Source organism: Roseateles subflavus (assembly GCF_030285365.1).
Lineage (GTDB): Bacteria > Pseudomonadota > Gammaproteobacteria > Burkholderiales > Burkholderiaceae_C > Roseateles_B > Roseateles_B subflavus.
This window is the reverse complement of the sequence record NZ_JASVDS010000002.1, coordinates 1,053,244-1,073,947: the sequence shown is the minus strand read 5'-3', so window position 1 is coordinate 1,073,947 and position 20,704 is coordinate 1,053,244. Positions and strand designations below refer to the sequence as shown.

19 protein-coding genes and 2 tRNA genes are annotated in these 20,704 nt (G+C 67.0%); 9 read left to right on the top strand and 12 right to left on the bottom strand.

Translation table 11 applies throughout. The features are described from left to right. The first annotated feature begins 98 nt into the window (after positions 1–98). Positions 99–737 (top strand): acyl-homoserine-lactone synthase, encoded by a 639-nt coding sequence (locus tag QRD43_RS10560; protein WP_285982420.1) that lies wholly within the window; start codon positions 99–101, stop codon positions 735–737. 12 nt (positions 738–749) lie between these two features. After that, complete coding sequence (locus QRD43_RS10555; protein WP_285982419.1) at positions 750–1,952, top strand: acyl-CoA dehydrogenase family protein; 1,203 nt, start codon at positions 750–752, stop codon at positions 1,950–1,952. Between the two features lie 12 nt (positions 1,953–1,964). On the opposite strand, the gene QRD43_RS10550 is transcribed toward QRD43_RS10555, so the two are convergent. The 8 genes from QRD43_RS10550 to urtB form a co-directional block, all read right to left on the bottom strand. Then, positions 1,965–2,798: a FadR/GntR family transcriptional regulator gene (locus QRD43_RS10550; protein WP_285982418.1), complete on the bottom strand. Its 834-nt coding sequence runs from the start codon at positions 2,796–2,798 to the stop codon at positions 1,965–1,967. A 75-nt stretch (positions 2,799–2,873) separates the two neighbouring features. Continuing rightward, a complete protein-coding gene (locus QRD43_RS10545) occupies positions 2,874–3,422 on the bottom strand; it encodes an amino acid synthesis family protein (RefSeq protein ID WP_285982417.1) in 549 nt (182 codons plus the stop codon). Further along, complete coding sequence (locus QRD43_RS10540; RefSeq protein WP_285982416.1) at positions 3,419–4,834, bottom strand: amidase family protein; 1,416 nt, start codon at positions 4,832–4,834, stop codon at positions 3,419–3,421. Before QRD43_RS10540 ends, QRD43_RS10545 begins: the two co-directional genes overlap by 4 nt. After that, positions 4,831–6,015, bottom strand: coding sequence for an ABC transporter substrate-binding protein (locus QRD43_RS10535; protein ID WP_285982415.1), 1,185 nt, complete (start codon positions 6,013–6,015; stop codon positions 4,831–4,833). Before QRD43_RS10535 ends, QRD43_RS10540 begins: the two co-directional genes overlap by 4 nt. A 73-nt stretch (positions 6,016–6,088) precedes the next feature. Further along, entirely contained in the window at positions 6,089–6,775 is a 687-nt protein-coding gene (locus QRD43_RS10530; RefSeq protein WP_285982414.1) for an ABC transporter ATP-binding protein, read from the bottom strand. Then, the gene (locus QRD43_RS10525) at positions 6,759–7,508 is read right to left on the bottom strand and encodes an ATP-binding cassette domain-containing protein (protein WP_285982413.1); all 750 of its coding nucleotides are present in this window, start codon (positions 7,506–7,508) and stop codon (positions 6,759–6,761) included. Before QRD43_RS10525 ends, QRD43_RS10530 begins: the two co-directional genes overlap by 17 nt. Continuing rightward, entirely contained in the window at positions 7,505–8,530 is a 1,026-nt protein-coding gene (locus QRD43_RS10520) for a branched-chain amino acid ABC transporter permease (protein ID WP_285982412.1), read from the bottom strand. Before QRD43_RS10520 ends, QRD43_RS10525 begins: the two co-directional genes overlap by 4 nt. A 36-nt stretch (positions 8,531–8,566) precedes the next feature. After that, entirely contained in the window at positions 8,567–9,442 is an 876-nt protein-coding gene (gene urtB, locus QRD43_RS10515) for an urea ABC transporter permease subunit UrtB (RefSeq protein WP_285982522.1), read from the bottom strand. Between the two features lie 362 nt (positions 9,443–9,804). On the opposite strand from urtB, the gene QRD43_RS10510 reads away from it, so the two are divergent. From QRD43_RS10510 to QRD43_RS10490, 5 genes are all read left to right on the top strand, one after another. Then, complete coding sequence (locus QRD43_RS10510; protein ID WP_285982411.1) at positions 9,805–11,241, top strand: amidase family protein; 1,437 nt, start codon at positions 9,805–9,807, stop codon at positions 11,239–11,241. A 183-nt stretch (positions 11,242–11,424) separates the two neighbouring features. Continuing rightward, positions 11,425–12,438 carry a porin gene (locus QRD43_RS10505; RefSeq protein ID WP_285982410.1) on the top strand — a complete coding sequence of 338 codons (1,014 nt, stop codon included), beginning with the start codon at positions 11,425–11,427 and terminating at the stop codon, positions 12,436–12,438. A gap of 416 nt (positions 12,439–12,854) precedes the next feature. Continuing rightward, on the top strand, positions 12,855–13,475 hold the full coding sequence (gmk, locus tag QRD43_RS10500; RefSeq protein WP_285982409.1) for a guanylate kinase: 621 nt from the start codon (positions 12,855–12,857) through the stop codon (positions 13,473–13,475). A gap of 65 nt (positions 13,476–13,540) precedes the next feature. Then, complete coding sequence (gene rpoZ, locus QRD43_RS10495; protein WP_183102758.1) at positions 13,541–13,744, top strand: DNA-directed RNA polymerase subunit omega; 204 nt, start codon at positions 13,541–13,543, stop codon at positions 13,742–13,744. 142 nt (positions 13,745–13,886) lie between these two features. After that, a complete protein-coding gene (locus QRD43_RS10490) occupies positions 13,887–16,151 on the top strand; it encodes a RelA/SpoT family protein (protein WP_434063852.1) in 2,265 nt (754 codons plus the stop codon). Between the two features lie 57 nt (positions 16,152–16,208). Here QRD43_RS10490 and greB read toward each other — a convergent pair whose 3' ends face one another. Beyond that, complete coding sequence (greB, locus tag QRD43_RS10485) at positions 16,209–16,778, bottom strand: transcription elongation factor GreB (protein ID WP_285982408.1); 570 nt, start codon at positions 16,776–16,778, stop codon at positions 16,209–16,211. A gap of 44 nt (positions 16,779–16,822) precedes the next feature. Here greB and QRD43_RS10480 point away from each other — a divergent pair, with 44 nt between their 5' ends. Together QRD43_RS10480 and QRD43_RS10475 are read left to right on the top strand one after the other, a co-directional pair. Beyond that, positions 16,823–18,010 carry a CaiB/BaiF CoA transferase family protein gene (locus QRD43_RS10480; RefSeq protein ID WP_285982407.1) on the top strand — a complete coding sequence of 396 codons (1,188 nt, stop codon included), beginning with the start codon at positions 16,823–16,825 and terminating at the stop codon, positions 18,008–18,010. A gap of 109 nt (positions 18,011–18,119) precedes the next feature. Continuing rightward, positions 18,120–18,701 carry an Imm21 family immunity protein gene (locus QRD43_RS10475; RefSeq protein WP_285982406.1) on the top strand — a complete coding sequence of 194 codons (582 nt, stop codon included), beginning with the start codon at positions 18,120–18,122 and terminating at the stop codon, positions 18,699–18,701. A 188-nt stretch (positions 18,702–18,889) separates the two neighbouring features. Here the strand turns inward: QRD43_RS10475 and QRD43_RS10470 are convergent. From QRD43_RS10470 to QRD43_RS10460, 3 genes are all read right to left on the bottom strand, one after another. After that, positions 18,890–18,966, bottom strand: a tRNA-Arg gene (locus QRD43_RS10470). A 180-nt stretch (positions 18,967–19,146) separates the two neighbouring features. Continuing rightward, positions 19,147–19,223, bottom strand: a tRNA-Arg gene (locus QRD43_RS10465). A 233-nt stretch (positions 19,224–19,456) separates the two neighbouring features. Beyond that, on the bottom strand, positions 19,457–20,704 hold the full coding sequence (locus QRD43_RS10460; RefSeq protein WP_285982405.1) for a heme biosynthesis HemY N-terminal domain-containing protein: 1,248 nt from the start codon (positions 20,702–20,704) through the stop codon (positions 19,457–19,459).

Here is a 20,704-nt window from a genome sequence, read left to right as displayed (position 1 = left end):
AACTTCCGCCCGCCCGCTTGATCCAGCTGCTTGCCTGAGTAGGTGCGGGCTTCGAACCCCTTTTCTAGCATGCCTCGCACCACCTTAGGAGTCCAACCATGATTGACGTTGTCCGCGACTTGCGCGCCGGCTCGAGCCTGGCGCAGGAGCTCTACCGATTCCGGTACCGAGTGTTTGTCGAGCACGCCGGCTGGCAGCTGCCCACGCAGCAACGCCTGGAGTTCGATCAGTTCGACACGCCGCAGGCCGTTCATCTGGTCAACCGCGCGTCTGATGGCGGCATTGCGGGACTGCTGCGCCTGCTCCCGACCACGGCGCCCTACATGATCGAGCGCCTGTGGCCCGACCTGCTGGCCTATGCACCGCAACCGCGATCCCCGCGGATCTGGGAGGTGACGCGCCTGGGCACCGATCCCGATCTCCGACCGCACGAGCGGGGCCAGGCCGTCGCCGAGCTGGTGACCGCCTGCCTGGAGTATGGGATCGACCACGGCATCAGCGACATGCTGGCCGTCATGACCGAGGAGCACGCCCGCAAGGTCGTCGTCGGCCTGGGATGGGGCTTCGAGCGATGCGGCCCGGCGCGTGTCGTCGGTGCCTCGGAGGTCATCGCGCTGCGCCTGCGCGTGAGCCCGTCCGCCCTGGCGAACGTCCGGGAACGTACCCGCCTTCCCCATCGTCTGTGCCGGGAGTCGCGTGCCCCGCAAGACGCCTGTGCCCACACCCTGCCAGCGTGAAAGGACGCCTTCATGAATCTCAATACCCACATGCAGTTGGAGATGCTGCGCCAACGCCTCGACGCCATCGGCCTGCCGCTGGAAGGGCTCTGCCGCGCCATGCGCGATCATGCCGCCGACGTCGACGCCACCGGCAATGTGCCCGAGAGCTTCTGGCAGCAGGTCCATGTGCGTGCACTCAATCTCAACCTCGTGCCCCCGGCCCACGGCGGTGACGAAGGCCTGTGGCCCTTGATGCAGCGCGTGCTGCTCATGGAGCAGCTCGGCCATGCCGATCCGGCGCTGGCCCTCGCCCTGCCGGGCCCCGGACTGTCGACGCCGCCGCTGCTGGCGCTGGCGTCGCAGGACCAGCAGCGCGCCCTGTTCGCCCGATTCCAGAGCGACGTGCCCGTGTGGGGCGGATTCGCGATCACCGAGCCCGACCGAGGGTCCGATGCCACGGCCCTGCGAACGCGGGCGCGGCCCTGTGCAGAAGGCTATGTGCTGAGTGGCAGCAAGTGCTTCATCACGAACGGTGCGCGCGCCGACTTCGTGGTGACCTTTGCCACCCTCGATCCCAGTCGGGGCAGATTCGGCGTGCGGGCCTTTGCGGTGGACCGCCGCACACCCGGCTTCGAGGTCGTGCGGCTCGAGAAGATGCTGGGCCTGCGCGGCAGCCAGCTGGCCGTGCTGTCCTACGGCGACTGCATCGTGCCCCGGGAGGCCCTGCTGCAGCGGGGAGACGAGGGCAGACTGCACGACGCGTTCTCGGGCGCCCAAAGCTCCTGGGACTACTTCCGCCCGGTGCTGGCCTCGGTCATCGTCGGGAGCTGCGCGCGCGTGCTGGACGAGCTCACGGAGTACATCGAGCACCACGCGCCCAAGCCGATGCATTGGCGGCGTGCGCACGTCAAGGAACTCCTCAGCAGCATCAGCGGGCGGATCTCCGCCGCGCGCTTCCTGTGCCACAAGGCGGCCTGGCGCCACGAGCAGGGCCTGCCGGTCTCCAAGGACTCCTCGATGGCCAAGGCCTACGCTTCCCGCATCGCGATGGAGATCGGCGAGAGCGTGCTGCAGGCGGTGGGATTGGAAGGGCTGCACGCACGCCCGGTCTTCGAGCGCTTCTACCGCGATGCCAAGGCCTATGACATCCTCGAGGGCACGGGCGACATGCAGCGGCTGATGATCACCCGCCTGCATCAGCGGGACGGCCGCAGCGACACCCTGCTGGCTTGAGCGTCCGGCCGCTCAGCGCTTGGGCTGGCGGCGGGGCGGCTTCACCGGCCCCAGGGACGCCGGCAGTCCCGCTCCGAGACGCAACTCGGAATCCAGCACCAGCCGGCTGCGCAGGCCGGCCTGCAGCAGATCCAGGTGACGCTGGTTCTCGACGATGTGCGCGTGCATGAGCTTGCGCACCTCATCGGCATCCGCCTTGCGGGCCGCGACAAGAATCTTCTTGTGCGCCCGCCAGGCGGCCTCGCCCAGGCTCTGGTGCTCGTCCATGGTGGCATGCAAGGAGGACTCCACCATGGTTTCCAGCATGCGATTGATCATCCGGCACTGGAAGCGCAGGAAGGGATTGGGGCAGGCCTCGGCGAAGATGTCGTGGAAGCGCAGGTCCTCGATCCGCTGCATCACGGCCGGGTGGACGTTGTCCTCGCTCGGATCGGAGATCTCGATGCTCCGGGCGAGCGCCTCCAGGTCGCCATCCGTGAGATGCGGCACCGCCATGGCTGCCATCTCGGGTTCCAGCATGCGACGCAGGGCGTAGATGTCCCCGATGGTGATGTCCTGGAAGAACAGGTAGTTCTGCAGGAACTGGAACGTGCGGTCCAGCGTCACCCGCTCGATGGTCGCGCCACCGGCAGGGCCCGTGCTCAGGCGAATGAGGCCCTGCACTTCCAGGGCCTTGAGCGCCTCGCGCATCGTCCCACGGCTCACGCCGAACATCTCTTGCAGCTCAGCTTCCTTCGGGAGCTTCTCGCCGGGAGTCAAGTTGCGATCCGTGATCCACCGCTTGATCTCCTCAACGACCAAATCCCCTCTTTTGAGGCCGCGTGGCGCAACCTGTTTCTTTGTCACCGCCGCTCCCGGCTGTCCTGGCTGCGGGCGATGATACCGTAGGGCCCCGCGAGCCCATGAGGACGGATACCCTGCTCATCCGGGTTGCGGCTGCACGCGAGCCAGCGGGCGCCCGCCCTCGGTCAGCGCCAGCACGATCACGATCTCGCGCGGATGCGGCGCATCGGCAATCGAGAAGCTGACGGCGTCGAAGTGGTCAAAGCTCCAGGGATCCAGGACGTTGTGAACCGGCACGTCGAGCGTTGCTCCCGGCGCCGCCCGCTTCACAGTGGACGGCATGATGGAGAGGGCCTGCATCAAGCGCGATCGGACGGCCTTACCGAACAGCGGGTGCAGCAGGGCTGCCGCGTGCTCGAGCTCGCCCGAGGTGCCCACTAGCGCCCCCTTCCCGTAGGCCTCCACCAATGCACTCTCGCCGCCCAGGAGCTGCAGCGCCGAGGCGGTCAGCTGATGCCCGAGGTCCCGTCCCAGTTCGTAGAGCGATGACAGGTCCTCCTGCCAACGGCCCGCGTACTCGTTTTCCAGCACGGCGGCCGTGACCACACGCCGAACCGGCCGCCCGACGGGCCGCCCCTGTTCGGTCTGCACATCCTCCAGCTGACTGAAGTACTTCCTGATCCTCATGAAGCCTCCTCGTGGTGACGCACCAGGGGCGGCGCCGGGAACGCGCCACGTGCGCGCTCGTAGGCGCGGCAGACCCGCAGGACCATGCCGTCGTGATGACGAGGCCCGATCACCTGCAGCCCGATGGGCAGGCCGTCCTCGCTCAATCCGCATGGCACGCTGGCCGCCGGCTGCTGCGTCTGGTTGCACCAGGATGTCAGCGGCGGCGCCGTTCGCATGTCCGGAGGCAAGCCCGGTGCCGCTGGCGGGAAGCGATGGAACGTGGGACACACCAGCACGTCGTACGAGTCGAAGAAGGCGTGCATGGCCCCGGCCAGTTCCATGCGCGCCTTCATCGCATCCATGAGACGGGATGCCGGCAGGCGACGACCACACTCCGCGAGGTCGAGGATCTCGGGATCCATCAGGGACCGCAGGGGTTCCGGCGTCTGGCGGACCAACTGTTCGGATCGGGCCATCCATTGAATGCTGTGCATCTCGCTCTGCAGGTAGCCCTGCAGCGGCTCGACGGCTTCAAGCCAGGTCATGCGCGCGCCCTGCTGCTCCAGGAGAAGCCCGGCGTCGAGCGTGGCCCGGGCGATCTGCGGGTCAACGGCGACGATCCCCAGGTTCACGCTGAAGGCCACCCGCAGGCCTTCGACCCCGCGGTTCAGACCTCGGCAGAAGTCCTCTACCGGCCCCCCGAACGACTGCCAGTCGCGAGGCCAGGGGCGAGCCATCACGTTGAGCATCAGGGCCAGGTCCTGCACCGTGCGCGCCATCGGGCCCACGTTGGACAGCTCGCCCACGTTGTGGGGCTCCATGGTGGGCACGCGCTTGAATGAGGGCTTCAGCCCGCACACGCCGTTCCAGGCTGCGGGAACACGGATGGAGCCTCCGCCGTCCGTCCCCACAGCCAGTGGCCCCATGCGCGCGGCAAGCGCCGCCCCCGCGCCGCTGCTGCTGCCCCCGGATGTCTTCGTCAGGTCCCAGGGATTGCAGGTGACGCCCGTCAGGGGACTGTCGCTGACGATCTTGTTGCCGAACTCGGTCGTGGTCGTCTTGCCGAAGATCACCGCACCGGCGCGTCGCAGCAGTTCGACACTCGGGGCATCCACGTCGACCAGATAGTCGGACGGCACGGTGCGCGAACCGAAGCGCGTGGACATGCCACGCGTTGCGATCATGTCCTTGACGGACACCGGCACCCCGTCAAGCTGGCCACAGGGCATCCCCTGCCGCCATCGCTGTTCCGACGCGCGAGCGTCACGCAGGGCGCCCTCCGCGTCCACCTCCCGGAACGCCTGGATTCGATCATCCAGACGGCCCACCTGGTCGAGGACAGCATGCAGGACGGCAACGGGCGACAGCGCACCCTCACGGTAGGCGAGCATCAAGTCGCTCGCAGACATGTCAAGCACGTCTTCCATCATCCCGCCATGCAGCGAACAGGAACCGTCTGGGTGGTGTCCAGCAACTGGAACGTCCCGTCGGCCCGGGCGCGCGCCACCAAGGCCACGCCATCGAGATGCGAGCCGCCCGGGCCGAGCACCACACGACCGCGAGGTGCGTTGATGACCACGCCCGAGACCGCGGCCTTGACCGACGAGGCATCCGCCCGCCCCGTCTTGGCCACAGCGGCGGCGAACAGCTTCATCCCGGTGTAGGTGCTCTCGCCATGCGGCAGCATCACCACGTGCCCACCGACGCGCAGCGGCGTCGACTCCGAGAACTGCCGCGTGTAGGCGTCCAGGAAGCGCTGGTTCTCGGGGGTTTGCACGGCCATGAAATAGGGTGACACGCCCACGGTCCCTGCCGACGCGCCTTCCGTCGCCATCGCCAGGGACTCGTGCGTGATGTCGGTGATGAGCTGGGGCTTCATGCCGAAGCTGTGGTACTGCTTCACAAAGCTCACCGGATCGTCGCCGATGCTGTGCCAGACCACGTCAGGGGCCAGGCCCTGGATCTGCTGCAGCACCGGGCCATAGTCCCGGGTCCCGAAGGGGAAGTAGCGCGTGCCGATCAGCTTGCCCCCCTCGCGTTCGATGGCGGCCTGGATCTGCGGGACGAGCACGCTCCGGTTGCTGCCGATATCGGAGACCAGCACGAAGTAGGACTTGCCCCCGTTCTTGGCCGCCCAGTCCACCAGCGGGTCGACCCGCTGGTTGGGGGACAGCCCCGTGGTGACCAGCAGGGGATGACAGCGCCCTTCGTCAAAATTGGGAAACACCACCAGACGCTGGACGCGCCCCGCCACCTGCAGGGCCGCCTCGCGCTCGAAGGGCAGCACCATCCCGGTGATCATGGAGACGCCATCGCCGATCAGCAGCTTGCGTGCCTTGTCGAGCGCCACCTTGGCGGACATCTGGGTGTCCTCAGCCACGATCTTCAAGGGCTGACCCAGCAGCCCCCCCGCTGCGTTGACTTCGTCCACTGCCAGCTTCAGGCAGTTGCGGTTCGTCTCAGCCACGCGGGCCAGCGGGCCGCTGAAGGGCGCCAGGACACCAATCTTCATCGGCTCCGCGGCACGGACGATCGCTGGCGCCATGCTGCAGGCCATGCCCGCAACGGCACCTCGCAGCAGGGCACGACGCTGAATCTCTGCATGTTTCATGAAGGAATCCTTTCCTTGCATCAAGGAAGTTGGAGGGACGGGACGGGGAAACAGTCAAGGGCAGGTCATGCGGTCAAACGCCCAGCAGGCCTTCCAGCGCATGAAGCTCATCGGCGCCGGTCTGCCGGCCTTCGTGGACGATGCGCCCGCGCTCCAGGACCAGCCAGCGCTGCGCCGCGTTCATCACGAGGTCCAGGTTCTGTTCGACCAGGACCGCCGAGATCTCGAGTTCCTTGCAGAGGCTCGGGATCAGCTCGCCCAGCATCTGGACAATGTTGGGCTGCACGCCGTCGGACGGTTCGTCCAGCAGCAGCACCTTCGGGCGCGCGCACATCGCGCGGGCAATGGCCAGCATCTGCTGCTCGCCGCCGGACATCGTGCCGCCCATCTGACGCAGCCGGTGCCGGAGCACCGGGAAGTAGGTGAAGATGACGTCTGGCGGGTCCTGCCCCACCGGGCAGGCGGCCTCGAGGTTCTGCTGGACGGACAGCTTGGGAAAGATCCATCGCCCTTGCGGCACCAGGCTGACACCGATGCGCCCGATACGGTACGTCGGAAGGCCCAGCAGCTGCTGCCCGCGGAACTCGATGCTGCCGCGCGTCTCGGGCAGCATGCCCATCACGGCCTTGACCAGCGTGGACTTCCCCGCGCCATTGCGTCCGAGGATGCCCAGCACCTCGCCCTTTGCCAGGTGGAAGTGCACCCGATCCAGGATCTGCGCCCCGCCGTAGCCGGCGCACAGTTCACGCACGTCGAGCATCTCGCCCCCCTTTTCCTCGTCCGAGGTAGATGTGGCGCACCTCCTCGTCCTTTTCGATCGTGACAAAGCTGCCCTGCCGGATCACCTCGCCCTGATGGAGCACCATCGTCCGGCATCGCAGCTGACGCACGAAGTCGATGTCGTGCTCAATGACCACCACCGCCATGTCCCGGGACAGGCGCCGTAGCAGATCTGCCATCCGGCGAACCCCTTCGACGCTCATGCCGGCCGCCGGTTCGTCAAGCAGCAGCAGGCGCGGCCGGCACATCAAGGCCATGCCGATCTCCAGCCATTGACGCTCACCGTGTGGCAGGCATTCGGCGATATCGGAGCTCCGGTGTCGCAAGCCGATCAAGGACAGCATCTCGTCGAGGTCCGGCGCTGGACCTTCGCGGTCGGCAGACACCCCTTGCCCGGCCACGATGAGGTTGTCTCGCACCGAGAGCCACTGAAAGAGGTTGGTCCCCTGGAACTTCCGGATCACGCCGCGCCTGGCGAACTCGTGAGGCGGCTCCCGGGTCAGGTCCCGGCCTTCGAAGAGCAGACGACCACTGCTCGGACGCAGGGTTCCCGACAGCAGGCTCAGCAAGGTGCTCTTGCCCGCACCGTTGGGCCCGATGACGCACAGCAGGTCCTGGAAACCCACGTCCAGATGCACGTCCTTCACGGCCTGGATGCCGCCAAAGGAGACGTTCATCTTCACCGCCTGCAACAGTGACGATGCCGCGCTCATGGCTCACCTCCCGCACCTGCGACGGCGTCCTTGGTGACCGGCGCCTCGCCTTTCGAGGATCGCATCCGGTGGAAGAGTCCGACGATGCCTTGCGGCAGGGTCAGGACACAGACCAGGAACAGCACGCCAAGCATCAGCGGCCAGAGGTCGGTGCTGTAGCTGCTCACCTCCTGCTGGACGCGGGTGAAGAAGATGGCGGCGATCAGCGGGCCGACGAGCGTCCCGCGCCCACCCACAGCGACCCAGAGAATCACCTCCGTGGACATCAGGATCGAGAACAGGTCCGGCGCCACGACGCCCGCGGTGCCCGCATACAGCGCCCCGCTGAAGGCAGCCAGGCCGGCGGAGATGACAAACACCAGCACCAGGTGCCACGAGGTGTCGAACCCGCAGTGCTTGGCGCGAAACTCATTCATGCCGATGGCGGCCAGGACGAGTCCATAGCGTGTGCGAACCAGGCGCCAGGCCAGCACGGTGGACAGCACCAGGGCAGCCAGGGCCAGAAGGTAGGACGAGCGCTCGTCCGACAGGTCCGCATCCCAGCCGAGCAGACTCAGGTGGATGCCCGGAATGCCCAGGATGCCCACGTCTCCCCCGGTCACCGACTGCCAGCTCGTTGCCAGCTGTCGCGTGATGAGCAGGATGGCCATGGTGATCACCGCGAAGAAGTGCAGCCGCACGCCCGCATAGAGCAGGAAGTAGCCGACGGCGCCAGCGATGACCATGGCGGCCCCCATTCCGAGAATGAGCCCCTGCAGCCAACTCCATTGCAGCTGCGTCGTGGCGATCGCCACGCCATAGGCCCCCACACCGAAGAAGACGGCGTGGCCGAGCGTCAGCACCATGCCCCTCCCCCATAGCAGGTCATAGCTCAGGGCGAAGATCCCGAGGATCAGGGCATCCCGCATGGCCGTCGTCGCATAGGAGGACGAGAACCAGGGCACGGCAGCCAGGCACACCACGGCCAGGCCGCCCAAGCAGAGAACGCGCCGCTCACTGCTCGACAGCGCGGGCTGGCGCATGAGCGCTTTCAGTGCAATCAGGCGATGTCGCATGGCTCACCCCTTGCCCAGCAGTTGGTGGGCCGCGCTGAATCCAGGGACCAGCCCCTGAGGTTTCAGCCGGATGAGCACGATGGCCATCAGGAGCACCAGGGCCGAGGCCATGGAGGGATCCACTCGGTAGTTCATGAGGGTCTCGGCACCGCCAATCAAGGCACTGCCCGCGACCGCGCCGAGGATCGAGCCGATGCCACCGACCACGATCACGAAGAAGGCCTTGCTCAGGTAGGTCAGGCCGAGATGACTCTCCACGGAGACCAGGGGAGCGATGAGCACCCCTGCGAATGCCGCGAGCGAGGCCCCGAACGCGAAGGCGACGCGGTTCATGCGACGCGTGTTGATGCCCAGCCCCTCCGCCATCAGGGGGTTCTGGATCACGGCACGCAGGTGGATGCCGAAGCGTGTGCGCGTGAACACCAGGGCTGACACGGCGATGACCACCAGGCTGGTGACGATCACGAACAGGCGATACGCGGGGTACTCCGCCTGGCCGATGGACAACGCCCCTTGCAAGGGGGTCTGGACCAGCTGGGGATGCTTGCCGAAGCCCAGCTCCAGCAGCTTCTGGACGATCAGGCTGACGGCGTAGGTCGCGAGGAGGGTGTCCAGCGTCCGCCGGTACAGCAGCCGGATGACCGTGACTTCGAGAAGCCAGCCGGCTGCGGCGCCCACCAGGGGCGCCACCACCAGTGCCAGCCAGAACGCCTGCGTTCCTCCGGCGTGCTGCATGGCAGCGAGCGTGAAGGCCCCCAGGGTGACGAACTCGCCATGCGCCAGGTTGACGATGTCCATCATGCCGAAAACGATCGCCAGACCCAGCGCGATCAACGCCAGAACGCTGACCTGACTCAGCACATTGAGCAACAGCAGCAGGGCGTCAGTCATCGCACACCTCGCCTGCAGCCCCTGACGCCGCACCGGAGAACGCAGGGCCTTCACCCCACCACACCGGCACCTGGGAACACGTGGCACCAGGATGCGCCACCGTCCACCTCGATCCCCACTCTGCAATTTCTGTCATCTTGGCTCCTTGTTTATTTATGATCATAATAGACCTGCGTCACACAAGTGAAAGATAGGTGCTTACCCTCTATGGGACTGCCATCATCCTCCGTTTGACTCGATGAACAATGGATGTGATCGTCAATGAAGTGGATGAAGACGCTCATTACTTCTTCTTTCCTTGCGCTGAGTGCCTTTGATTTATTAGCATGATTCACACTCAAGGAGCAACGATGTCACGAATACACCAGCTGAGCGCCACCGAGCTTGTCGGTCTCTATGCCACCAAGAGCCTGTCGCCCGTCGAGACCACGCAGGCGCTGCTGGCCCGACATGAGCAACTGGCCCCGGATCTCAACGCCTTCTGCGCCATGAATCCGGAAAGCGCCCTGGAGCAGGCACGCGCCTCGGAGGCCCGCTGGCGCGCCGGCAAGGCCCTGGGCTCGCTGGATGGCATCCCCGTCTCCATCAAGGACAACCTGGGCACTGGCGACATGCCGACACGCTTCGGCTCGCTGGCCATCGGCGATGAGCGCGCCCAGATTCCCGACAGCCCCGCCGTGCAGCGCCTCCGGGAGGCCGGCGCCGTCATCTTCGGCAAGACCACCCTGCCCGACTTCGCCCACAAGATCACGAGCGACAGCCCCCTGACGGGCGTCACCCGCAATCCCTGGAACCTGCTGCACACCCCCGGCGGCTCAAGCAGCGGCGCCGCAGCCGCGGTCGCCGCGGGCCTCGCGCCGCTGGCCCTCGGCACGGACGGCGGCGGCTCGATCCGGATTCCTGCCGCCTTCACGGGCATCTACGGCCTCAAGCCAAGCTTCGGGCGCGTCCCTCATCACCCGCGAGGCGCGTTCGCCCTGCTGAGCCACGTCGGACCCATGGCTCGCACGACCGAGGATGCCGCCGCCCTGATGAACATCATCGCGAGACCCGACCCGCGCGACTGGTACGCACTGCCCTATGACCCCATCGACTATCGATCCACCCTGAGAGCCCCACTTCCACGCCTGCGAATCGCCGTCAGCCCCTCGCTGGGACTGGACCGCCTGCCGGACCCGGAGATCCTGGCAACGCTCAAGCGAAGCGCCACGTTGCTGGAGTCGCTCGGAGCCGTCGTCGAACTGGCCGACCCGCCCGCCATCCTTCAATGCCTGCAAATTCACGGCGTGCTGTGGAGCGCCTTTGCCGCAAGACTCGCCGACTCCCTCGGCGACGCCGCACGCTCGCTGGATCCCTCACTGAAGGCCTTGATCGACGCCGGGCGAGAGCTCCCTCCCCACAGCATCCTGGAGGCCCTGACACGGCGTGGCGACTGCGGGCGGGAAGTGAACGAGTTCTTCACTCAGCATGACCTCATCCTGTGCCCGACCCACCCCACCGTGGCCCCTGCCATCAGCGCCGACCTGCACCGCGATCCCCCCTACCCGCTCTACACCCCCTGGTGCAATCAGCTGGGTCTGCCAGCAGCCACCGTCCACGCCGGCATCGGCAGCGAGGGCCTGCCCATCGGTCTTCAGCTCATCGGCCGTCAGTACGACGATCTCACGGTCCTGCGCGCCAGCCATGCCTTCCAGCAGGCCTTCGGCACGTCACCGGTGATCGACACCCCCGGCTCCGGCCTCACCAGCACCACCGGACGTCACCCGTCGGAACTTCACCCCGCCTGAACCCGCCTCCCAGCCCAGCGCGACCTGTCTCATTCTCGCGGAAACATGGGGTTTTCACCCATCATCTATTCATCATCATAAATATCATTCAAATCCGGCAAGCGATGATGGATCGAATGCCGATCAGTTCAATACACAAAGGAACACACCGTGATGAGATCATCTGCACTCTTGGCCACATCCATGCTATTTATCACCATGAACGCCGCAATGGCGCAGAGCAGCGTCAAGCTGTACGGCCTTGTCAATGCTGGCGTCGGGTCCTACCAGCTGGCAGGCGCCAACCGCATCAAGGCCGTGAACTCAGGGGACATGAGCACCAGCTTCTGGGGTGTCAGCGGCACAGAAGACCTGGGCACCGGCCTCAAGGCGCAATTCGCCCTGGAGAGCTTCATCGGCATGGACACCGGCGCCGCCGGCCGCTTCTCCGGCGATGCCATGTTCGCGAAGAACGCCTACGTCGGCCTCAGTGGCGATTTCGGTCAGGTCCGTGTGGGCCGGAACACCAGTCAGATGTTCGTGTCCCTGCTGCTGTTCAACAGCTTCGGTGACTCGTTCGGCTTCTCCCCCACCCTGCTGCACTACTACCTGGATGGCCGGGACATCCCGATCAGCAAGACGGCCCGTCTGCAGAATGACACCGCCTGGCGGAACTCGGTGAGCTACCTCAGTCCCATGATGTCGGGCATGCGGGTGAACCTGCAGGCCGCCGTCGGCGAAGGCGTGGGCAAGTCGAGCTACGCCGCCACCGTGGTCTACTTCGGCGACCCCTTCAGCGCGACGCTGGCCTACCAGTCTGTCGGCACGGATGCCGCCGCTCCCACCAACGGCCGACGCGAGAAGACCTTCAACGTCGGCGCCGCCTACGACTTCAGGGCCGTCAAGCTCTACGCCCAGGTCGGGCAGATCGACGACGACTCCTACGGGAGCAAGCTGCGCCTCTATGACATCAGCGCTGAAGTGCCCATCAATGGAAACGGCAAGCTGCTGGCAGCGTGGGGGCACTCGAAAGTGCGGACCGGCACGTTCGCCGGCATCATTCCGCTGTTCGGCGGCAGCACGCACAAGACCCTGAGCCTGGGCTATGACCACTCGCTGTCCAAGCGCACCGATCTCTACGCCGTCTACATGAACGACAAGGTGGACGGCCTGCATGACGGCAACACCCTGTCGCTCGGCCTGCGCCACAGCTTCTAAGCGCGACCCGAACGCGCACCAGCCGCCTCCGCCTGGCAGCACCTGCCGAGCCGGAGCGAATGAGAGCACCCGCTGCCCACGAGGCGGGCCGACAGGCACCCGGGCGGATCTCACCCTCCTTGGACCACTGAGGCATCAACGACACCCGGCCTCGTGCCATGACACCCCTCCCCTCGCGGCTCGGACGGCCCTCGCTCGTCGGAGCGAGTCACCTCGGGCCGGCGACCGGCCGGTCGGAAGGCAGAGGCCCTGGCGGCGCGAGCCAGGACCGACCCAGGCTCTCCCGGCCCCGGCCGCCACCGCTGGCGGCGCGCTGCCGTTCGCCAGACCTTGGACACCCGCCAGATGCTGGGGGCCTGCGGACCGGCCCCTGCCCGGACTTCAGGCCTGCGTTCCGAGTGAGCGACAATCCAGGGATGGAATACCCGGGCAATCTTTTCGTCGTGGCCGCCCCGAGCGGCGCAGGCAAATCCAGCTTGGTCAAGGCCCTGCTGGAGCTGGACGCCAAGCTGGCAGTCTCGATTTCGCACACCTCCCGTGCCCCGCGTGGGCAGGAGCAGCATGGCCGCGAGTACTGGTTCATTTCGCCGGAAGAGTTCCGCTCCAAGGTGGAGCGGGGCGAGTTCTTCGAGTGGGCCGAGGTGCACGGCAACCTCTATGGCACCTCCCGTGCGTCGATCGAGGAGCGCATGAAGCAGGGGGAGGACGTCGTGCTGGAGATCGACTTCCAAGGCGCTCTGCAGATCAAGCAACTGTTCCCGTATGCCGTGCTGGTGTTCATCCTGCCCCCCAGCTGGGACGAGCTGCGCCAGCGCCTGACCCGGCGCGGGGATACGGCCGAGGAGGTCATCGAACGCCGCATGGCCAATGCGCGAATCGAGGTGGCCCAGGCCCACCGGTTCGATTTTGTCGTGGTGAACGCCGTTTTCGAGACCGCTCTTTTCGATCTGAAGGCCATCGTGCACGCGCAGCGGTTAAAATACGCCTCTCAGCGTCGCAGCAAGTCCACCGTCTTCAAGGCGCTGGACCTGCCCTGAAGCGCCTTCCACCTCTGGTGGACGGCGTTTCAAGACCCTCCGAACAACATCACTGGAACCCGCCCATGGCCCGCATCACCGTTGAAGATTGCCTGACCAAGATCCCCAACCGCTTCCAGCTGGTGCTCGCGGCCACCTATCGCGCTCGCATGCTCAGCCAGGGCCACAGCGCCAAGATCGAGAGCAAGAACAAGCCGGGCGTGACCGCCCTGCGCGAGATCGCTGCCGGCGAAGTGGGCATCGAGATGCTGCGCAAGGTGCCGGTCTAAGCCACGCACCGCTGCTGAAAAGGCGCCTTCGGGGCGCCTTTTTTCATGCGCTGGCCCCGATCGACGGCGGCATCCGTCGTCAACGCGTCGCAATTTGTCCCGGCCACGGCGACCAGCCCCGCCCTTGTGTTACTTTCTCTCCATGGGTCTTCGCTCCTTCGCCGCTTCGCTGCCCGCCGCCTTGATGCCGGGCCTGCACAAGACCGCCCCAGAGCCGACGCAGGCCGAGGCGGCCTCCTTCGACGCGCTGCTGCACCGGCTGACGTACCTGCCCAAGGGCGACATCAAGCGGATCCGCGAGGCCTACAAGTTCGCTGACGAAGCCCATCTGGGGCAATTCCGGGCCAGCGGCGAGCCCTACATCACCCATCCGATCGCCGTCGCTGGCATCTGCGCCGATTGGCGCCTGGATGCCCAGGCGATCATGGCCGCGCTCATGCACGACGCGATGGAGGACTGCGGGGTCACCAAGACCGAGCTGATCGAGCGCTTCGAGGCCCCGACGGCCGAGCTGGTGGACGGCCTGACCAAGCTGGACAAGCTGCAGTTCTCGACCAAGGAGGAATCCCAGGCCGAGTCCTTCCGGAAGATGCTGCTGGCAATGGCCCGCGATGTGCGGGTCATCCTGATCAAGCTGGCCGACCGCCTGCACAACATGCGGACGATGGGGCACATGGCGTTCGAGAAGCGCCGGCGCATCGCCCGCGAGACGCTCGACATCTACGCCCCCATCGCCCACCGTCTGGGCCTCAACGAGATCTACCGGGAGCTGCAGGAGCTGTCCTTCCAGTACATCCATCCCTGGCGGCACGGCGCGCTCTCGAAGGCCATCGGCAAGGCGCGCGGCAACCGGCGGGACCTCGTGTCCCGCATCGAGCGTGACGTCGTCAAGGCCTTCGCCGATGCCGGTCTGAAGGTCGAGATCCAGGGGCGGGAGAAGACCCTGTTCTCCATCTACAAGAAGATGCGCGAGAAGCACCTGAGCTTTGCCCAGGTCAGCGACATCTTCGGCTTCCGGGTGGTGGTGGACGAGCTGCCTCAGTGCTATCTGGCGCTGGGCGTGCTGCATCAGCTCTACAAGCCCCAGCCCGGCCGCTTCAAGGACTACATCGCCATTCCCAAGCCCAACGGCTACCAGAGCCTGCACACCACGCTGGTCAGCCCGCTGGGCACGCCCGTCGAATTCCAGATGCGCACCGAGACCATGCACATGGTGGCGGAAAAGGGCGTGGCGGCGCACTGGCTCTACAAGGCCAAGGGCAACGCGCAGGCGGTGCAGCAGCTGGGATCGCGCTGGCTGCAATCGCTGATCGACATCCAGGACGAGACCCGCGACGCCAGCGAATTCCTGGAGCACGTCAAGATCGACCTGTTCCCGGACGCGGTCTACGTCTTCACGCCCAAGAGCAAGATCATGGCCCTGCCCCGGGGTGCGACGCCGGTGGACTACGCCTACGCCATCCACTCCGACGTCGGCGATCACTGCGTCGCCGCCAAGGTCAACGGCGAGCCCGTGCCGCTGCGGGCCGAGCTTCGCAGCGGCGACGTGGTCGAGATCATCACCGCCACGGGCGCGCGTCCGAATCCGGCCTGGCTCAGCTTTGTCCGGACCGGCCGCGCCCGCTCCAAGATCCGTCACTTCCTGAAGAATCTGGAGCAGGAGGAATCGCAGGAACTCGGTCAGAAGATGCTGGCGCAGGCCCTGCGCGCCGAGGGTCTGGCGCTCCCGAGTCTCGATGCCGAGGACCCGGAGGCCCACGCCCTCTGGCTGGACCTTGCCCGGTGGGCGGGCAACCGCAACGTGCACGAGCTCCTGGTGGAAGTCGGCCTCGGCCGCAAGATCGCCACCATCGTGGCCAAGAAGATGGCCCGGATGCTCGCAGCGCAGGGCCAGCGCCCGGACGCCGTCACGCTCACGCTCGGCCGTTTCGGCACCGACGACCAGACGACCCAGGGCCAGATCACGCTGGATGGCAGCGAGGGCGCGACCGTGCGTCTGGCCAGCTGCTGCCGCCCCGTGCCGGGCGACGACATCAAGGGCTACCTGGGCCGCGGTGAAGGCCTCATCGTGCACACCGCCGAGTGCCAGGTGGGCCGCCGGCTGTTCCAGCGCGACAGCGAGCACTGGATCGCCGTCGCCTGGGCCGATGAGATGACCCGCAGCTTCGAGGCCGCCATCGGCGTGCTGATGAAGAACGGCAAGGGCGTGCTGGCCCAGATCGCCACGGCCGTCAGCACCGCGGAGGCCGACATCACGCACATCTCGATGAGCGACGAGTCACAGGCCCGGGAAACCGCCGAGATGCAACTGCTGATCTCGGTCCGGGATCGCCTGCACGTCGCCGAAGTGCTGCGCATGCTCAAGCGCTCGCCCGCGGTGCTGCGCGTCTGGCGCATCAAGCCCTGAGCGGCCCGGTCGCGGGCCTGATGCCCTCCTGGGGCAGCTGACCCCGCCCGCGGTCGATCAGCGGCTCTGCGCCCCCGGGGCGGGGTAGCGGACCTCGATCACTTCCAGCTGCTCCAGCCCGCCAGGCGTCATCAGCTGCACCTCGTCACCCTCGCGGGCCTTCAGGAGCGCACGGGCGATCGGGGACACCCAACTCACCTCGCCCTGCAGGCTGTCGGCCTCGTCGATGCCCATGATGGTGATGGTGCGCTCCTCCCCCTTGCTGTTCGCGTAGGTCACGGTCGCACCGAAGAAGATCTGGTCGCTGCCATGGTGAACGGCCGGGTCGGCGACTTCGGCGATGTCCAGGCGCTTCGTCAGGAAGCGCAGGCGCCGGTCGATCTCCCGCAGCCGCTTCTTGCCGTAGAGATAGTCGCCGTTCTCGGAACGATCGCCGTTCTTGGCGGCCCAGGACACGATCTCGACGATCTTGGGGCGCTCGACATCCAGCAGCTCCATGAACTCCGACCTCAGTCGGGCATAGCCCTGCGGGGTGATGTAGTTGCGCGTGCCGGCGGGCAACGGCGGCAGACCGGGGGCGTCATCGTCATCGTCCCCGTCGCTTTCCTTGGTGAAGGCCTTGCTCATCCGTGTATTGTCTCGCCAGACGACTACACCTCGGAAGGAACAGCATGGCGACGGGTCCCTTGGCTGGCGTTCGCATCATCGAGCTGGCGGGCATCGGCCCCTGCCCCTTTGCCGGCATGATGCTGGCCGACATGGGCGCGGACGTGATCGTGGTCGAGCGCCCTGCCGCGCAGCGCAGTCTGGGGGGCGGGGGCGCCATGAACCGGGGCAAGCGGTCACTGGTCCTGGATCTGAAGAAACCCGAGGCCCTCGAGGCCCTGCGGCAGCTGATCCTGACGGCAGACGGCCTGATCGAGGGCTATCGCCCGGGCGTGATGGAACGCCTGGGCCTGGGGCCGACGGCGCTCGAAGCGCAGCACCCGCGTCTGGTGTTCGGGCGCGTGACCGGCTGGGGCCAGACCGGCCCGCTGGCCCAGGCGGCCGGCCACGACCTCAACTACGTCGCGCTGAGCGGCCTGCTGAATCTCAGCCAGCGGCCGGGCCAGGCCCCCACGCTGCCGGCGACCGTCGTCGGCGACATGGCCAGCGGCGGCCTGCTGCTGGCCTTCGGCATGGTCTGTGCCCTGCTGGAGGCCCAGCGCTCGGGGCGCGGGCAGGTCATCGACGCCGCGATGCTGGACGGTGCCAACCTGCTGGGCAGTCTCGTCCGAAGCCTGGCCGGGCAAGGGCATTGGCCCGAATCGCCCGCTCAGAACTTCTTCCTGCACAGCAGCCCCTTCTATGACAGCTTTGAATGCTCGGATGGCCGGTTCCTGAGCCTGGGCGCCATCGAGCCGGCCTTCTATCGCGAGCTGCTGCAGCGACTGGATCTGGCAGACGAGGACCCCGCCCAGCAGATGGACACCCGCCAGTGGCCGCGGCTGCGGGAGCGCGTGGCGGCACGCCTGCGGGAGAAGCCCCGCCACGCCTGGATGGCGCTGCTCGAAGGCACGGACGCCTGCGTGGCGGGCGTCCTGAGCCTGGATGAGGCGCCCTTGCATCCGCACCAGCAGGCGCGGCAGGCCTACACGCAGGTGCAGGGCCAGTGGCAGGCGAATCCCGCGCCCCGCTTCTCGCGCAGTCAGACGCGCGCACCCGGCGCGCCACCGGCCGCGGGGGCGCACGGGGCCGACATCCTCGCCTCCCTGCAGCTGGCGCCGGGAACGGTGGAAGCGCTGCTGCTGGATGCCGTCACCACCGAGGGCCCCCGAACTGGAGCTGCTGCGCTCGAAGCCGTCCAGGGGGGCCAGTGATCCGCGCGTGCCCCGGCCTGCCGCGCCGGCCCTGCCGTCGGTTGGCGCACCCCTGTCCCGCCTGCTCCTTGTCCGCAGCCCCGGCACATGCGCCAGAAGGGAGGCGGCGATGACCACGGACCCGCTGTCCTGGGTGAGCTGCGACGGCGGTCCGCATGTGCTGCTGCCTGCCAAGGCCTGCAGCGCATGGTCTGGCACCCAGGCATCCCGTGACCCACGGCGGGGCAGCACCTCGTTCCGATGGTCGGGAGATCCGTCGGCACCCGCCTCGGACTACGACGCCGCTTGTGATGTCGCGGGACTCGCCGGTCTGGTGCACACCAGCGCCGGTGCGGCGCTCGTGCTGGGCGATGAGGTTCCAATGAGCACCTGGGTGCCCCACGACGGCTTCTGTGGCGGTGTGCTCGTGGTGCCCATGACGTGGCCGGACGCCCGGCATGATGGCCCGACCTTGCGGAGCGCTGTGGCGTCCGTCGCGCCGGACGAGTTCCTGCCGACCGGCCTCGTCCTGCCTAACTCCGGCGGCCGCTTTCTGCTGTGCGCCGCGGCCGATGCGGGCCCGGACTGGTACTACCCGACCCTGACCATCGCCGTGCCACCCGCCGTGTACGAGGTCGTGTCGGCCGAGGTCCATATCCAGGGCTTCTGGCTCCGGCTTCATGCCCTGCGTTCAGCCAGGCAAGCGGAGTAAGTCGGATATGCCGAGTAAGTCAAGTAAGTCGAGTAAGTCGAGTAAGTCGGATCAGAAAGCCAAGCGGCCTGAGGGACCGCTGACGTAGCCTGACGAATCTCGAGGCGTCCCGACCCCTCTCGAGCATCCGGGGCCCAAAACAAAAAAGGCCTGTGATTTCTCACAGACCTTTTCATTTCTTCTTGTTTTGGCGCGGCTGGCAGGATTCGAACCCACGACCCCTTGGTTCGTAGCCAAGTACTCTATCCAACTGAGCTACAGCCGCTTAGTAAGCCTTAGATTATAGCGCGATTTTCGATTGAATCGCAAGCCAAGGCTCACATTTATTTTTTCGGATTGTCTCGATACTTTTCAATATCAAGACGCACACCTCAAATCAACTATCTTGCTGATCCCAGGACAGCAGCTGGATAAAGCAGCTGCCTGAGGACTTGCATTTGAATTTTGGCGCGGCTGGCAGGATTCGAACCCACGACCCCTTGGTTCGTAGCCAAGTACTCTATCCAACTGAGCTACAGCCGCCGAAGCCTTGAACTATAGCATGGGTTTTTCCAGCTGCGCAAGTATGTTCGACATTTTTCTCCTCTGACCCCGGACCGCCATCGGCCGGAGACCATCCGCACCCGGCGCCCTGCCCCCGCCCACCCGGCGCACGGAATCCCGAAGGTAGGACGGGCCGGCATGCAGCCAGCACTCGGTCACGCCGATGCCAGACGCGCGGCGAGGCAGGAGCGCCGGGCGGCGCCCGAGGTCGATCAGGCCAGCGTCGCGGCGGCCTCGAAGCAGCGAGCGCGGCGCTCGGCGTCGCCGTCGTGCTCGGCCAGGTCCGCCAGCTTCAGCCAGCACTTGCGGCGTGCCGCCACACCCAGCTGCCGGTCCTCGGCGGCCTGCTCCAGCATGAGGCGGGCCTTGCCCCACAGCTGACGCTCCGCCAGGGCATGACCGAGGGCGTAGGCCAGCCCGGGATCGCGGGCATGGCGCTGCAGAAGACCTTCCAGGCGCTGCAGCCAGTCCTGGCCCAGGCCCGGGAGGCACTGCACCAGGGACTCTGCCAGCGCTGCACGCTCGTCGGCCGGCAGGTCGGCGTAGTCGTCCCAGGACGGGCGCAGCCAGCCGCGGCCGTCGTCCGGGGCGCCCAGGCCCGCGGCACATTGCGCGGCACGGGCGGCCACGAAGACGTCGCGCCGGTCCGCCGCATCCAGCTGCTGCCAGGCCGTGCGCAGCTGATCGACATCCCGCGCCGCCTCCAGCGCCTCGACAGCCAGCGAGCGCAGCAGCCCCTGGGCCGCCGCCTTGGAGAAGCCCTGATGCTTGGCAAGCATGCGCGCGGTGCGCAGGGCCTCCAGCGGCTGGCGCGCCAGGCGGGCCGCCTGCATCTTGAGCCGCAGCGCCTGCGTGCGCCGCGCGACGCCCGGCGTCAGCTCCGCGAGGATCTGCGCGGCACGTGTCGCGTCACGGTCGTCCAGGGCCCATTCGGCCGCCAGCAGCCGGGCGCCCTCTTCCTGGGCCTTGGCCTGCGACGACTGCTGCGCGAACTGCAGCGCCAGCTGGAGCTGCTCGTCCCGGCGACGTTTGTCCTGCAGGCGATGCGCGCTTTGGGCCGCCAGCAGGTGGCTCAGCGCCATGAAGGCGTGGTCCTGCGCGAGGTCGGGCGTCTGCGACTGAATGCTCAAGGCCCGCTGCACCGCCTTCTGGGCGCGGCCGTAGCGGGCGCCGAAGAACTCGGCCAGCGCCTCGCGCAGCGCGAGCTGGGCGCTGCGCTCCCGCTGAGACATCCGCCACTCGCGGGCCCGCCTCGGCAGGGACACGAGCGAATTGAGCGTCTGGATCAGCGTCACCAACGCGAAACACCCGGCCACCAGCGCGAGCAGGAACAGGTTCAGCGAGACATCCAGCCGCCAGCCATTCCAGTAGAAGCTCGCCAGGCCGTCATTGCTGCCGAGCGTCAGGGCCGCCACCACCGCGGCGGCAAACACCAGCACGAGCCAGATCACGATGCGCAT

Coding starts and splice junctions, on each gene's coding strand:
- QRD43_RS10535 (WP_285982415.1), bottom strand. CDS start 6,015: ATGAAACATGCAGAGATTCAGCGTCGTGCCCTGCTGCGAGGTGCCGTT.
- QRD43_RS10555 (WP_285982419.1), top strand. CDS start 750: ATGAATCTCAATACCCACATGCAGTTGGAGATGCTGCGCCAACGCCTC.
- greB (WP_285982408.1), bottom strand. CDS start 16,778: ATGAGCAAGGCCTTCACCAAGGAAAGCGACGGGGACGATGACGATGAC.
- QRD43_RS10475 (WP_285982406.1), top strand. CDS start 18,120: ATGACCACGGACCCGCTGTCCTGGGTGAGCTGCGACGGCGGTCCGCAT.
- QRD43_RS10490 (WP_434063852.1), top strand. CDS start 13,887: ATGGGTCTTCGCTCCTTCGCCGCTTCGCTGCCCGCCGCCTTGATGCCG.
- QRD43_RS10460 (WP_285982405.1), bottom strand. CDS start 20,704: ATGCGCATCGTGATCTGGCTCGTGCTGGTGTTTGCCGCCGCGGTGGTG.
- QRD43_RS10540 (WP_285982416.1), bottom strand. CDS start 4,834: ATGATGGAAGACGTGCTTGACATGTCTGCGAGCGACTTGATGCTCGCC.
- rpoZ (WP_183102758.1), top strand. CDS start 13,541: ATGGCCCGCATCACCGTTGAAGATTGCCTGACCAAGATCCCCAACCGC.
- QRD43_RS10505 (WP_285982410.1), top strand. CDS start 11,425: ATGCTATTTATCACCATGAACGCCGCAATGGCGCAGAGCAGCGTCAAG.
- QRD43_RS10525 (WP_285982413.1), bottom strand. CDS start 7,508: ATGAGCGCGGCATCGTCACTGTTGCAGGCGGTGAAGATGAACGTCTCC.
- QRD43_RS10520 (WP_285982412.1), bottom strand. CDS start 8,530: ATGCGCCAGCCCGCGCTGTCGAGCAGTGAGCGGCGCGTTCTCTGCTTG.
- QRD43_RS10560 (WP_285982420.1), top strand. CDS start 99: ATGATTGACGTTGTCCGCGACTTGCGCGCCGGCTCGAGCCTGGCGCAG.
- QRD43_RS10545 (WP_285982417.1), bottom strand. CDS start 3,422: ATGAGGATCAGGAAGTACTTCAGTCAGCTGGAGGATGTGCAGACCGAA.
- QRD43_RS10510 (WP_285982411.1), top strand. CDS start 9,805: ATGTCACGAATACACCAGCTGAGCGCCACCGAGCTTGTCGGTCTCTAT.
- QRD43_RS10480 (WP_285982407.1), top strand. CDS start 16,823: ATGGCGACGGGTCCCTTGGCTGGCGTTCGCATCATCGAGCTGGCGGGC.
- gmk (WP_285982409.1), top strand. CDS start 12,855: ATGGAATACCCGGGCAATCTTTTCGTCGTGGCCGCCCCGAGCGGCGCA.
- QRD43_RS10530 (WP_285982414.1), bottom strand. CDS start 6,775: ATGCTCGACGTGCGTGAACTGTGCGCCGGCTACGGCGGGGCGCAGATC.